Here is a 13007-nt window from a genome sequence, read left to right on the forward strand (position 1 = left end):
AGCCCTGAAGCCAAGGTTAAATTAAGTCTTGGCTCCAGCGTTCGGCTAAAAAATCAATAAATTGCCGAACCAGTGGCGTTTGATAACTGCGCGATAAGTAAACGGCCCAAATAACGCTGCTGGGTAAATGGTAGCGAGACAAAATAGGCATTAGCGCACCCCTTTTCAAGAGAGGGTTGGCTAAGTCACGAGGAAGGCGCAAGACGCCTTTATGGTGAAGCGCGGCGCGACATAAAATGCCCATATCATTGGCCCGAAGATTGCCTTTTACGGTGATGTTGATGGGTTGATTGTCATAGAAAAACGTCCATTTATTACCGCTCGTATGAACTAAGCAATTGTGTTGTAACAGGTCATTTGGGTGGTTGATCGGAGGGTGCTGTTCAAGATACGTCGGCGTTGCTGCGACAACCATGCCCACTTGCATGAGCCTGCGTGCAATGAGATTTTCATCGGGTTGATTGACGAAGCGCAATGCGATATCGACTCGGTCATCAACAAGCTGTGCGAGTTGATCCGACGCAAGAATATCAATCATGACCTGAGGGTGTGCATCCACAAAGTGCTCGACTGCATCCAGTAATAGGTTTTGTGACAGACCAATCGGTGCTGAGATACGAATCGAGCCGCTTAGGGATTGAGCGCCTTCGAGCGCCTGCATTTCCAGGGCAACGGTCTGATTTAAAATTTGTTCGCATTGACTTAATGCTATCTCACCTGCTGCCGTAAGGCTGACTTTGCGTGTAGTTCGATGCAGTAAGCGTTGTTTTAGCCAATCCTCAATTTCTTGCACATGACGCGAAACCTGCAAGCGACTTAGGTTTAAGTTTTCAGCTGCATGCGTAAAGCTTGCAGTATTTGCGACCTCAACAAAGCTGCGCATGGCAGTTAAGCGATCCATAGGGCTTTCCTAGATTGTTTCAAAATTCGATATAATCTACATCATTTTTTGTTATTTATCGCCATAAGTTGAACAACTAAACTGGCTTCATTCAATAAACGTCTCATACAGAGCAGGAGAGAAAAATGAAAGTTGCAGTATTAGGTGCATCGGGTTGGATCGGTAGTCATATCCTTGCGGAAGCGAAAGCACGAGGCCATGAAGTGGTTGCCCTTGTGCGTGATCCTTCGAAGGTGGCAGAAGAAGGCGTTGAAGTGCGTCAATTTGATGTGTTAGATGAAAGCGCTGATCTTGCTGCGGCGCTTGATGGAGTTGATGCGCTGATTTCAGCTCTGGGCGGTAGAGCCGCAGGGAACCATGAGTTGGTTGTCAAAACAGCGCATTCTTTACTGAATGGTTTGCCAGCAGCAGGAGTTACACGCTTGCTGTGGGTTGGTGGCGCTGGATCTTTAGAGGTGGAACCTGGTGTCGCACTCATTACACTTCCTGACTTTCCAGATGAGTATAAGGCTGAAGCTCAGGTAATGGTTGAGGCATTGGAGGTTTTCCGCAATTACGAAGGTGATGTGAACTGGACATTTGTCAGCCCAGCGGCTGATATTTTCCCCGGTGATAAAAAGGGTGAGTATCGAATTGGTGGCGACAGTTTAGTCAGTGATTCGGAGGGGAACAGTCGTATTTCTGTTGCAGACTATGCTGTTGCGATGATTGATGAACTGGAAAAAGCAGCGCATCCAAGCCAGCGTATTGGTGTTGCGTATTAAGTAAGCATCGCTTAAACGAACGATCACGCCAGAGCCAATTGTGTTGGACTGGCGTGATGGTTACGCTTCTTTTTTTGCGAGTTCGAGTTCTTTGAACAAGGCATTGGCCTGTTCAGACAGCTCCGAGTAACCACGAATGTCGCCATTGCGTTGTGCGAGCATTGCCTGTCCCAGCTTTTCTTCATAAGCCTTTTGAAGCTTTTTTAACTTACCCGTATCTGAACGTTTGAATAAATTGAACATAGCCACCTCTGTGTATGAGTTACTGTATCTTACGGATAGGGCTACGTTTGGTTCACTTGTTTTAGGGGGAGGGCAATGATGCTTGAGCCGTTCAAACATTCGACTCTCCGATTGATCGCATTAAAACGTTATGATGCTATAATGTCGTAAGTGTCAGTAGAGGAGTGAATCAAATGGCATTATTATCCAAGAGATCAACTGTTTACTTTGATCCAGTAATACACCAAGCACTGAAGCTGCGAGCAGCATCAACTGAAAGCTCTGTATCCCAGATTATTGATGAAGCAGTTCGTTTATTAATGACAGAGGATCAACAGGATTTGGCTGCGATTGCTGAGCGAGTTGAAGAGCCTGAGATTAGCTATGAGGCGCTGATTAATGAGTTGAAAGCGCATGGAAAAATATGAAATTGTTTTCAAAGCATCGGTAGCAAAAGATTTTCGAAGCATACCCAAAAGTGATGTTGAGAAGATAATCTCCAAGATAGATACATTAAGCCTGAACTAGAGGGGAAGGTTGCATTAAGCTATCTGGCGACAATAAGTATCGAGTTCGCCAAGGTATGTATCGAATTATTTATGAAATACGAGACATGCAGCTAGTCGTAAGTGTTATTAAAGTAGGGCATCGTTCGAGTGTGTATAAAGGTAAGTAATTAGGTGGGATTACACCCTCTGGAAGGATAGCTGTTAGTGTGAGGTGCACAGACTGCTGGGCAGCTATAATGAACGAGTGACGAACAAGATGCTTTTAGGTGTGGACTCTTATTCAGTTTCGACACTTTTTCGACAACTTTAAGAAATCCTGAATTTTAGGCATAAAAAAACCTTCTAAATGAAGGTTTTAATAAAATTCTTGGTGGAGTCTAGGGGGATCGAACCCCTGACCTCAACGCTGCCAGCGTTGCGCTCTCCCAGCTGAGCTAAGACCCCATGTCTCTAGGACGGTGCAAATAATAAGGCGGCATGGAGGTGGTGTCAACACTTTTTATTAATTTTTTATGCTAAAAATCAAATTGTTAAGTGTTAACACCGAATATGCGCCGTTAAATCGTCTGCGTTAAGTCTGCAAACTCTTTTTCCCAGCGCTTCGCTTCCTTCTTCGAAGGGCCGCCAACTGCATCTAGCGCAAAACGAACGCGAGCTCGGCTCATGTCTGGCCCTAAGATTTGCATGGCATCAACAACCGAAACACTTTGTGCAGTGCCAGAAATGGCGACGAACAACGGGAATAAAAAGTCGCGGATTTTAATGCCCATGCCATCTGCAAGTGTCTTGAGTCCTTGGAACAAGGTGTCTTTATTCCATTCGCTTTGGCGATCCAGGTACCAGGACGCAAATTGTAAGATCTTTTTAATTTGCTCTTCGTTCAGCGATTTATGCTCAAAGGATGCCGGTGTGATATTGAGCATCCCTGATAAGAAAAAGGAGGCCAGAGGGGCAACGTCTGAAAACTTCTCAACACGCGGTTGGATTAACGGAATGATTTGCTTGAGATAGGTGGGGTTTAACGCCCATTTCATCATCTCGGCAGCAAAGGCGTCGGTGTCGAGCTCCTCGCGAATCCACATCCCATTGAGCCAGCTGAGTTTAACCTGATCAAATACAGGGCCACCAAGCGAGACTCGGGATAAATCAAAATGTTCGAACATCTCTGCACGAGAGAACTTTTCGCGCTCATCAGGCATCGACCAGCCCATACGGCCGAGGTAGTTCAGAAGCGCTTCTGGTAAGTAGCCCATGCGCTGATAATAGAGAATGCTGGTTGGGTTCTTGCGTTTCGACAGTTTTGACTTATCTGGGTTGCGCAGTAGCGGCATATGGCAAAGTTGCGGCATATCCCAACCAAAGTATTGATACAGCAGCTTGTGCTTAGGTGCTGAGTTGATCCATTCCTCACCTCGAATAACGTGAGTAATCTTCATTAAATGGTCGTCAACCACATTTGCCAGATGGTAGGTGGGCATACCATCGGATTTTAGCAAAATTTGAGCATCGACCTGGCCCCAATCCATTTCAATTGGGCCGCGTAATAAATCATCTATAACGCAGATGCCTTCTTCTGGCACACACATTCTTACAACATATGGCATGCCCTGAGCCATACGTGATTCAACTTCTTCAGCAGGTAGAGCAAGATCACTTTGCTTTAAGGCGGTGTGTTTGCCATCAGCCTTACGTAGTTCTCGGAGCTCGTCAAGTTCTTCAGAAGTGCGGAAGCATAAAAACGCATGACCTTCTTCAACCAAGCGCATGGCGAAGTCTTTGTACATGTGTTTACGTTCACTCTGACGGTAAGGACCGTGTGGACCACCGATATCTGGGCCTTCATCCCACTCTAATCCGAGCCAGCGTAATGAGTCCAAAATGGCTTGTTCAGATTCGGGGGTGCTCCGAGTTTGATCGGTATCTTCTATACGAAGGATAAACTCACCACCATGCTGGCGAGCAAATGCAAGATTAAAGAGTGCAATGTATGCGGTTCCAACATGTGGATCTCCCGTTGGAGAGGGCGCGACTCGGGTACGAACTGTCATGGGTGCCTTACTCAAAAAATTAGGTCATTAAAATGGAATTATAACGTGTTTAGCTAGGGGTGAGCTATGTTTGTTCATCTTCTCTCGCTGACGCATAAATGCACCAATATGGTTCGTTTGTGTAAGGTTGTGAAATATATTGGTGCGATTATGGGTGTGTTTTAATGAGGGCTGATTGAGTCTAAAAATACTATATTATTGATTTTAAATGGTTTTTAAAAGTTGGCATCTTGATTGCTTTATATAAAGTAAGTGTGAAACGATCTAAACCTAGTTTAAATTTGTTTCATAACGTTTTTCGCACTCGAGGGGCACTGCGAGACCGCCGCATTCAATGAATGCGGCGTTTTTTTTTGTGTTTTCTCAGGTATCTAGCGTTACTTCAGTGATTTAAGCATAGGCTTGAATGCACACTCAATATTCATTTAGACGAAACGATAGTTTGGCATTTTTCTAGGGCATGCTGGATCGTTTTTGCCCTATTATGATGCATTGTTTAGGGTTGGGTGTGTATTTGATAAGTTCAGCTGAGCTTCATCCTCCGATAGTAAACTTAGAAAAAAATGGAGGATGCTACTATGCGTAAATATTTGATAGCGGCGATGCTTGTTGCCGTGCCGAGTCTGCCTATGTCAGCACAAGCAAACTCATCGGCGGTGAATCAAATCCTTGATGGATTGGTGGAGTATCGCTTGGCCGAGCAGCGACGCCAGTCACATGTTGACTTGCCCAGTGCCTTGACGCCGAGAGAGCGTGATAGGCTTTTAAGTGTTTTGTTAAATGATTACATGAGTGATAGAGAGCGGTCCGAGCATCGTCATAGCAATCGTCATAACAAATATCGTGATTTGCCGCCGGGGTTGCAGCGCAAGATGGCGCGTTCTGAACGTCTACCAAGAGGTTGGCAGCGGAAGTTGGTTAGAGGTGAGGTGATGCCTCAGGAGTTATATCGCTATGCAACGCCTTTACCAGCAAATTATCGGACACGAGCAAGAATTGATGGTCGTAACACGGAGTTGGTATTGCTAGGTGATAAAGTGGTGCGTCTAGTTGAGGGGCGAGGCACCATTGTTGATGTCATTGATATCGCCAGTGTTTTATTGTAAGTCCAATAAGCCTCTAAGTTTAGAGGCTTATTTTGTCATCACGTCTGCTAAGAACTCACTTCGTTGCACGAGATAATGTTGCGAATCTTTTTGAACCAAACCGAATGGTATCCTTGGACTTTGCATTGGTAGGTTGCACCAAATTTGAGCCTGCCTTGCAGAGTAGATGAGTTACGTTTGAGTCTTAGTAAGGAGTTTTGATTGAGAAAAATGCCTTCGGACGTATAAATTTCGTAACGATCTTCCACTGATGCGTCAGCAATTCGGTCTCTTCCTTCCATCACAAACGTGACTTGGCTGCGGCTAATGTTCCAGATGAGTGAGGGGGCAAAGCTGTACAGGATAATGGCGGCAATGACCGCGTATGTGATGCGTCGAGTGCGTTGGCTAACCCGTTTGGCAAATTGTGAGTCAATAAAACGAATTTTACTGAGCAGTAGGTTGGCAAGAACACTGACGCCCTTAAATTTGAGTTTAAGAATTTTCAAAAAAGTTGAATCAGATTTACTTTCCATAACGAAACACTCCATTAATGTTGATCGGAAAAGCCTTTGCGAGGATTAAAGGCATCTCGAACGGCTTCTCCGATAAAGATCAGTAAGGTTAGCATGATTGATAGGCTAAAGAATGCGGTTAACCCTAACCAGGGCGCGTGAAGATTTTCTTTACCCTGTGCGATCAGTTCCCCAAGGCTAGGCGAGCCGGGGGGCATACCAAAGCCTAAAAAGTCTAAGGCGGTGAGCGTGACAATGGAGCCGTTAAATATAAACGGCATAAAAGTCAGTGTAGCAACCATTGCGTTGGGCAATACGTGTCGAAACATGATAAGGCGATTGCTGAGTCCAAGAGCTCTTGCAGCACGCACATATTCCAGGTTACGACCGCGCAGAAACTCTGCACGCACAACATCCACCAGACTCATCCAAGAGAAAAGCAGCATAATGCCGAGCAGCCACCAAAAATTCGGTTCAACGATGCTGGCTAAGATGATCAATAAGAAGAGAACGGGTAATCCTGACCAAATCTCGATGAAACGCTGAAATAGTAAGTCAACTTTTCCGCCATAATAGCCTTGCACGGCGCCCGCCGCGACACCGATAACAGAGCTTGCCAGCGTCAAAACCAGGGCAAACAGGACGGAGATTCTGAAGCCGTAGATGACTCTTGCCAGCACATCTCGGCCTTGGTCATCTGTGCCTAACCAGTTTTGCAGGCTCGGGGGGGAGGGGGCCGGTGAGGGTAGGTCGTAATTGATTGTTTTGTAGTTGTAGCGTAGCAAGGGCCAAATCATCCAGCCGTTGGCGTCTGCAATAAGATCTTGAATAAATGGGTCGCGGTAGTCGGTGGCGATGTCGAACTCTCCGCCAAACTCAAGCTCTGAATAGTCTTTAAAGACAGGAAAGTAAAGCGAGCTATTGAAGCCTACGACAATCGGTTTATTGTTGGCGATCAGTTCCGCGCAAAGAGAAAGTGAAAATAAGACCAAAAATATCCAAAAAGACCAGTAGCCACGACGGTTTTTTCGAAAAGTAGCGAGCCTGCGCTGCATGATAGGAGTCATGATTTAGTTTTCCCTACTCGAAAAATCAATCCGAGGATCAACAAGTGTGTAGGTGATATCGCTGATAAGTTTTAAAAGTAATCCTACAAGCGTAAAGATATAGAGTGTGCCAAAAATGACAGGATAGTCTCTGCGAATAACGGCTTCATATCCGAGTAGGCCTAAACCATCGAGTGAGAAAATCACCTCAATCAACATCGATCCAGTGAAGAATATTCCAATTAGCGCCGCAGGCATGCCCGCAATAATGAGCAGCATCGCGTTTCTGAACACATGGTTATAGAGCACTTTGTTTTCAGTCAAGCCCTTAGCGCGTGCTGTTAGAACGTACTGTTTATGTATTTCATCTAAAAAAGCGTTCTTGGTCAGCATGGTTAGCGTGGCAAAGCTTGAAATCACCGAGGCTAAAACGGGCAGGGTGATATGCCAGAAGTAGTCTCCGATCTTTTGGAGCAGTGTCATTTCATCGAAGTTAGGAGAGGTTAAACCGCGTAGGGGAAACCATTCTAAGTAAGTGCCGCCAGCGAATAGAACAATCAGGAGGATTGCAAAAAGAAAGTTGGGTATAGCGTAACCAATAATAACCGCTGTGCTTGACCACATATCAAACGCAGTGCCGTCTTTAACCGCTTTGCGTATTCCTAAAGGAATGGAGATCAAATAGGTCAGCAGCGTGGTCCAGAGGCCTAAGGAGATTGAAACAGGCATTTTTTCGACAATTAACTCAATAACGGTTTTGTTGCTGTAAAAGCTGCTGCCAAAATCAAATCGCAAATAGTTAACCAGCATTTGAAAAAAACGCTCATGGGCGGGTTTGTCAAAGCCATACATACGTTCAATTTCAGCGATCAAAGACGGATCGAGTCCTTGGCCGCCGCGATAGCCGGATGTATCAGAGGCTGCGATGTCGGTTCTTGCAGAACTGCCAATACGATCACCGGCATCCACTCCGATGCCTTGAAGTTGTGCAATGGTTTGCTCAACAGGGCCTCCGGGTGCAAGCTGTATTATCAAGAAGTTAAGCAGGAGAATCCCAAACAGTGTTGGAATAATCAGTAACAGTCGACGAAGAATATAAGCGCCCATTAAGGTTCAACCCACCAAGTATCGAAGCCCAGCGCATACTTAGGACGGACTTCTGGAATGCCAAATTTGTTCCAATACGCGACGCGGTAAGCATTAATGTGATACTGCGGAATCACATAGTGATTCCACTGCAAAACGCGATCCAGTGCCCGGGCTCTCAAAACCAGTGATTCACGATCCGGTGCTTGGATAAGTTGTTCAACCAAATGATCAACGGCGGGGTTTTTAATGCCAATTAAATTGCGACTTCCTGGACGATCGGCGCTCTCGGAATGCCAAAACTCCCGTTGCTCATTACCAGGAGAGTTAGATTGACCAAGGCTACTAACGACCATGTCAAAATCATAGTCCCTTAGGCGGTTAATGTACTGGGAAATATCGACAACTCGAATAGTAACGGTGATGCCCATGCGTTCAAGGTTGCGAATGAATGGATTCACAATACGCTCAAACTCACGTTGAATAAGCAGAATTTCAAAGCGAAACGGCTCGCCTTGAGCGTTGCGCAAAACGCCTTTATCGAGCGTCCAACCCGCGTCGGCCAGAAGATGAAGGCCTTTGCGTATTTGGAGTCTCATTTGCCCATCGCCTTCCGTTTGTGGAGCTTGATACACCTGTTCAAATACTTCGGGCGGAACGAGATCGCGTATTGGCTCAAGGATTTCAAGCTCTTCCGGTGTGGGTAGCTCTGTGGCCGCCATTTCTGAATTTGAGAAGAAACTGTGGCTACGGCGATAGGCTCCATAAAATATGGCGCGGTTTGTCCATTCAAAGTCAAACGCGTGAGCGAGTGCGTAGCGAACTCTAGGATCACTGAACTGAGCGCGACGAGTGTTCATAATGAAGCTTGCATGCCGGTAGGGTTTTCGTGCTTTATTTCTTCGCGAATAATTCGACCCTGATCAAAGGCTGCACCTGTGTAGCCAGTCGCCCAGTTTTTTGCAGCATGTTCTTGTCGAAAGTCGTAACGGCCTGCTCTAAAGGCTTCTAAGGCAATAGTTGCATCGCGATAGTATTCGAAGCTCCATAGATCAAAATTGTTGCGTCCCTTGTTTACGGGTAAATTAACGCCCCAATAATCGGGATTTCGACGATAGGTAATCGAGCGGCCAGGGTCATAGCTATGAATTAAATAGGGACCTGATCCAATCGGAATATCTAGGCTTGGCTCAGTAAAGTCACGATTTTCCCAGTAGTGTTTAGGCAGGATGGGGACTTCGCCGACAATTAAAGGGAGTTCACGGTTTTGGGTGTCGGCAAATTCGAATCGTACCGAGCGTTTATCAAGCGCAATGATATTGGTAATGTCAGCATAGTAAGCTCTGAAAAAAGGGCTCCCTTGCTCTCTTAGCAGTTTAAAGGTGTAAACAACGTCTTCTGCCGTAACGGGTACACCATCGCTAAATTGGGCTTCTTCACGAATATCAAACTCTATCCAGCGTCGATCTTCCGGCAAGCGTATATGCTTTGCGAGCAGGCCGTATTCCGAAAAGGGTTCATCCTGGGCCTTTGTTGTTAAACCGTCGTAAATGAGGCCAATGCCATCCGCGGGTGTGCCTTTGACGATAAATGGATTAAAACTGTCAAAGCTCCCCATTGATGACTGAACAACTCGACCGCCCTTTGGGGCATTGGGATTTGTATAGTCAAAATGCGTAAAGTCCGCGGGGTATTTAAGATCACCATGCATGGCGATGCCGTGGACAGATTCGACTTGTGGAAGGGATTCACTGTAGGCTGGCAAACCCATTAAAAAACAAATTAAAAGACATCCAACTAAGCGGTAAAGCGAATTTAACATTATAGACTAACTCGACCCAGACTGAATTGACTTTGACGCTAGAGTAGATGATGTTGAAGGAATCAGCAATGTTTGTCCCACTCGAATTTGCGTATTTTTCAGCTTGTTAGCATCGACAATATTTTTTACGGATGTGCTGTGGCGGTGAGCAATACCCCCAAGCGTGTCGCCGGATTTAACCGTATAACTCGCGTAATCGATCCGATCTTCGATAGGGAGTTCGTCTAAAGCGGTTTGTAAAAGTTCGGCTTGAGTGGTTGGAATTAAAACCCGATGGGGGCCGTCTGGAGGGGTGGCGCCTTGGCTTAAACCTGCATTTAATTGCTCCAGTTCCTGAAGGTCAACCTCAGCTAACTCAGCCGCTTGTTGTAAGCCAATTGGGCTGTCCACAATCACTTCAGTGAAGTAAGGTTCGGCAGGAATCTCGGATAAGTTTTGCCCTAGATCGTCCGCGTCACGTATCGCACGCGCTGTCGCGAGTAGTCTCGGAATGTAGCGCATTGTTTCAGCGGGAAGGTCTAAAGACCAAAAATCCGTTGGAAGGTTTTTCATTTCGTTTTGTTTGATCGCGCGTGCAACACGGCCTTCGCCAGCATTATATGCAGCAAGTGTCAGTAACCAGTCACCATCAAAAAGGTTATTTAAATAGTTTAAATAATTTAATGCTGCATCGGTGGATTCGATAATGTCACGTCGACCGTCATACCAGCGCGTGTTTTTGAGGCCAAAATTGCGCGCTGTTGTTGGCATAAACTGCCAGTGACCGGCTGCATTTGAAGGTGAGGTTGCTTGAGGGTTGTAGCCACTTTCGATCATCGGGATTAGCGCCACTTCGGCTGGCATTCCGCGTCCGATCACTTGTTCAAAAATGTAGTAGTAGTAAGGTTGGGCTTGTTCGCTGATCTGGCTAAGGTGGTTTGGATTACGAGTGAGCCAGTCAAGATGGTCTGTAAATTCGGCGATATTAAGATCGAGGTCTAGACGTAGGTTATCACGCGTTTGGCCCCAAGCATCATCAGTGTGTTCAGTTTCGTTATTGCTACTGCCTTTAAACCCTATGTATCTTCATCGCCTAAGGGTGGGTGGGTGGCCATACGTAGCTGGTGTAGCTGCAGGCTTCTGGCATCGATGCGCGTTTTATAATCAACATACTCAGTGGGTTTGGTTGGCGTACAACCACTTAAGAGGAGCACTACAGGAATGCCCAGAATCCAGTCATATTTTCTCATATCCTAACCCAAAGCTTAACGTTAACTTAACGACCTATCATACCAGCTTTATGTTTAGGGTTAAAAGTTGTTTTTCCATTCCCTTAGAGCGGCAAGTACTTCAACAGGAGAATTTAAGACTTTATCTTGGTGTCGAGTTGCCGCATGAACCACACTTGGGTGTAGTGTGCGCATAAAAGGGTTAATTGCTTTTTCCAAGCCGATTTTAGACGGCAGTGTTGGAATCGATGCGTCTCTTAAGGTAATGCATTTTTCGAGCACCATTTTGATGTCTGTATTATCAGGCTCGACCGAGAGGGCAAAGGCCAGATTGGCAAGCGTGTACTCATGCGTGCAGTAAACACCAGTGTCATCGGGTAGAGTGGCGAAGTAGTTCAGTGCTTTGTGCATTTGTTCTGCTGTGCCCTCAAATAAACGACCGCAGCCTGCCATAAACAGCGTGTCACCGCAGAGTAAAATTTGAGCAGAAGGGGAGTAGTAGCTGATATGATCAAGCGTGTGTGCGGGCACTTCTTTAATTTCAAAGTCGGTATCTAGGAGATACACTAGGTCACCTTCGTGGAGCGGTTGCGTGATACCATCAAAGGGGGATTTGGCAGGTCCATACACAGGACATTCATAGGTCTCATGTAAAACTTTTACCCCTCCTGTGTGGTCATTATGATGATGTGTTAGAAAAATGGCTGTTAAGGTTTTTTTCTGTTCAGAAAGCCATGTTTCGGCAGCTTCGGCACTGCCTGGATCAACAAGGATGCAACTATTATCAGAGGCGTCTTCGCTGTAAAGGGCCCAAATATAATTGTCATTAAATGCAGGAATGGGGGTGATACGTAGCATGCTAATCTCCAGAGAGTCAGGCCGGGAGCCGCTGTTTAAACAGAATTACTGATGTGCAGTGTACTAGGCTAAGATTATTTTAAATACCCATAGTAATCAATTTTATAGATCGTTAAGGAGGCAACCATGGAAATGAAAAATGTCACTCAGCCTCATGAAACTATCTCGAATTTATGTGCTTGGTTTAAAAGCCCTTTGGGTCAAGAGATTGTGGAGTGTGAGAAGGCCCTGGTTGATGAGTTGATTCCTTGGTTGTTTGGCTATCATCTTGTGCAAATAGGTTTCGATGCGTCGACTTGTTTGTTTAAATCGAGTCCCGTATCCAATAAAATCATGGCCGTGCCTTCACTTAAGCTGGGTGTGCCGCAAAATAGTGTGATTGCTCAGCCGCATGAGTTGCCATTCTTAACCAACGAAATTGATGTTGTGATTTTGCACCATACCCTTGATTTTGCTGAGCAGCCTCATCAGGTTTTAAGAGAAGCCGCAAGGATATTAAGACCTGGGGGGCATTTAATTATTATTGGTTTTAACCCAGCCAGTTTCTGGGGAATTTGTCGAAGAATTCGTCGATCAAAATCAGTGCCTTGGAGTGCGAGAGGGTTGAGTCATTGGCGTTTGCAAGATTGGTTAAGTCTGTTGGAGTTAACCGAAATCAAAGCCAAAAGTGGGTATAATCATCCGCCATTGCCGTCGGCGCGTTGGCGAAGGCGTTTATCTTTTCTAGAGTCGATTATCCGCAAAGCGCCCACACATAATGGTGTTGTATTAACGGTTCTGGCACGAAAGGATGTGGTGGGGATGACCCCTCTAAAACCTGCTTGGAAGCGCCGTGCGCTGATTACCTTTCCGGTGGCGGAGCCGACAACACGAGAGTTGTCTGGTAATCGGTCGATGAATTAATCTGAGTGGAAGTGTTTGTTTTTCATAATTAGGAGTTTGA

General features: G+C 45.8%; 16 protein-coding genes and 1 tRNA gene. 5 read left to right on the forward strand and 12 right to left on the reverse strand.

Features of this window, described 5'->3' with window-relative positions:
- Nucleotides 1-16 precede the first annotated feature (16 nt).
- The gene (locus D791_RS08935) at nucleotides 17-901 is read right to left on the reverse strand and encodes a LysR family transcriptional regulator (protein ID WP_036510484.1); all 885 of its coding nucleotides are present in this window, start codon (nucleotides 899-901) and stop codon (nucleotides 17-19) included.
- Nucleotides 902-1026: 125 nt separating this feature from the next.
- On the opposite strand from D791_RS08935, the gene D791_RS08940 reads away from it, so the two are divergent.
- Nucleotides 1027-1665, forward strand: coding sequence for an NAD(P)-dependent oxidoreductase (locus D791_RS08940; RefSeq protein WP_036510487.1), 639 nt, complete (start codon nucleotides 1027-1029; stop codon nucleotides 1663-1665).
- Between the two features lie 60 nt (nucleotides 1666-1725).
- Here D791_RS08940 and D791_RS08945 read toward each other — a convergent pair whose 3' ends face one another.
- Nucleotides 1726-1908 (reverse strand): DUF6435 family protein, encoded by a 183-nt coding sequence (locus tag D791_RS08945; RefSeq protein WP_036510490.1) that lies wholly within the window; start codon nucleotides 1906-1908, stop codon nucleotides 1726-1728.
- Nucleotides 1909-2081: 173 nt separating this feature from the next.
- Between D791_RS08945 and D791_RS08950 the strand changes: the two genes are divergently transcribed.
- Both D791_RS08950 and D791_RS22030 read left to right on the forward strand, forming a co-directional pair.
- Nucleotides 2082-2315 (forward strand): hypothetical protein, encoded by a 234-nt coding sequence (locus tag D791_RS08950; protein WP_036510493.1) that lies wholly within the window; start codon nucleotides 2082-2084, stop codon nucleotides 2313-2315.
- 113 nt (nucleotides 2316-2428) lie between these two features.
- A complete protein-coding gene (locus D791_RS22030) occupies nucleotides 2429-2563 on the forward strand; it encodes a type II toxin-antitoxin system RelE family toxin (RefSeq protein WP_420329344.1) in 135 nt (44 codons plus the stop codon).
- 201 nt (nucleotides 2564-2764) lie between these two features.
- Here the strand turns inward: D791_RS22030 and D791_RS08960 are convergent.
- Together D791_RS08960 and gltX are read right to left on the reverse strand one after the other, a co-directional pair.
- Nucleotides 2765-2840: transfer RNA gene (locus D791_RS08960), tRNA-Ala, on the reverse strand.
- 113 nt (nucleotides 2841-2953) lie between these two features.
- Nucleotides 2954-4444, reverse strand: coding sequence for a glutamate--tRNA ligase (gltX, locus tag D791_RS08965; protein WP_036510496.1), 1491 nt, complete (start codon nucleotides 4442-4444; stop codon nucleotides 2954-2956).
- Nucleotides 4445-5022: 578 nt separating this feature from the next.
- Here gltX and D791_RS18900 point away from each other — a divergent pair.
- Nucleotides 5023-5550, forward strand: a complete 528-nt coding sequence (locus D791_RS18900) for a hypothetical protein (RefSeq protein WP_051514367.1) — start codon at nucleotides 5023-5025, stop codon at nucleotides 5548-5550.
- 47 nt (nucleotides 5551-5597) lie between these two features.
- Here the strand turns inward: D791_RS18900 and D791_RS08975 are convergent, their stop codons facing one another.
- The 8 genes from D791_RS08975 to gloB all read right to left on the reverse strand — a co-directional run bounded on the left by D791_RS08975 (nucleotide 5598) and on the right by gloB (nucleotide 12064).
- Nucleotides 5598-6065 carry a hypothetical protein gene (locus D791_RS08975; protein ID WP_036510500.1) on the reverse strand — a complete coding sequence of 156 codons (468 nt, stop codon included), beginning with the start codon at nucleotides 6063-6065 and terminating at the stop codon, nucleotides 5598-5600.
- A 14-nt stretch (nucleotides 6066-6079) separates the two neighbouring features.
- Nucleotides 6080-7111, reverse strand: a complete 1032-nt coding sequence (locus D791_RS08980) for an ABC transporter permease (protein WP_036510503.1) — start codon at nucleotides 7109-7111, stop codon at nucleotides 6080-6082.
- Nucleotides 7112-7114: 3 nt separating this feature from the next.
- On the reverse strand, nucleotides 7115-8197 hold the full coding sequence (locus D791_RS08985; RefSeq protein WP_036510505.1) for a microcin C ABC transporter permease YejB: 1083 nt from the start codon (nucleotides 8195-8197) through the stop codon (nucleotides 7115-7117).
- Nucleotides 8197-9036, reverse strand: coding sequence for an ABC transporter substrate-binding protein (locus D791_RS21400; protein WP_272944823.1), 840 nt, complete (start codon nucleotides 9034-9036; stop codon nucleotides 8197-8199). Before D791_RS21400 ends, D791_RS08985 begins: the two co-directional genes overlap by 1 nt.
- Complete coding sequence (locus D791_RS21405; protein WP_272944824.1) at nucleotides 9033-9998, reverse strand: extracellular solute-binding protein; 966 nt, start codon at nucleotides 9996-9998, stop codon at nucleotides 9033-9035. Before D791_RS21405 ends, D791_RS21400 begins: the two co-directional genes overlap by 4 nt.
- Before the next feature lie 6 nt (nucleotides 9999-10004).
- A complete protein-coding gene (locus D791_RS08995) occupies nucleotides 10005-10841 on the reverse strand; it encodes a transglycosylase SLT domain-containing protein (RefSeq protein ID WP_051514368.1) in 837 nt (278 codons plus the stop codon).
- Nucleotides 10842-11053: 212 nt separating this feature from the next.
- Nucleotides 11054-11227, reverse strand: a complete 174-nt coding sequence (locus D791_RS20020) for a hypothetical protein (protein ID WP_157682293.1) — start codon at nucleotides 11225-11227, stop codon at nucleotides 11054-11056.
- Nucleotides 11228-11287: 60 nt separating this feature from the next.
- Nucleotides 11288-12064: a hydroxyacylglutathione hydrolase gene (gene gloB, locus D791_RS09000; protein WP_036510508.1), complete on the reverse strand. Its 777-nt coding sequence runs from the start codon at nucleotides 12062-12064 to the stop codon at nucleotides 11288-11290.
- 126 nt (nucleotides 12065-12190) lie between these two features.
- On the opposite strand from gloB, the gene D791_RS09005 reads away from it, so the two are divergent.
- Complete coding sequence (locus tag D791_RS09005) at nucleotides 12191-12967, forward strand: class I SAM-dependent methyltransferase (RefSeq protein WP_036510511.1); 777 nt, start codon at nucleotides 12191-12193, stop codon at nucleotides 12965-12967.
- The last annotated feature ends 40 nt before the right edge of the window (nucleotides 12968-13007 follow it).

The organism is Nitrincola nitratireducens, from assembly GCF_000585235.1.
Taxonomy (GTDB): domain Bacteria; phylum Pseudomonadota; class Gammaproteobacteria; order Pseudomonadales; family Balneatricaceae; genus Nitrincola; species Nitrincola alkalisediminis.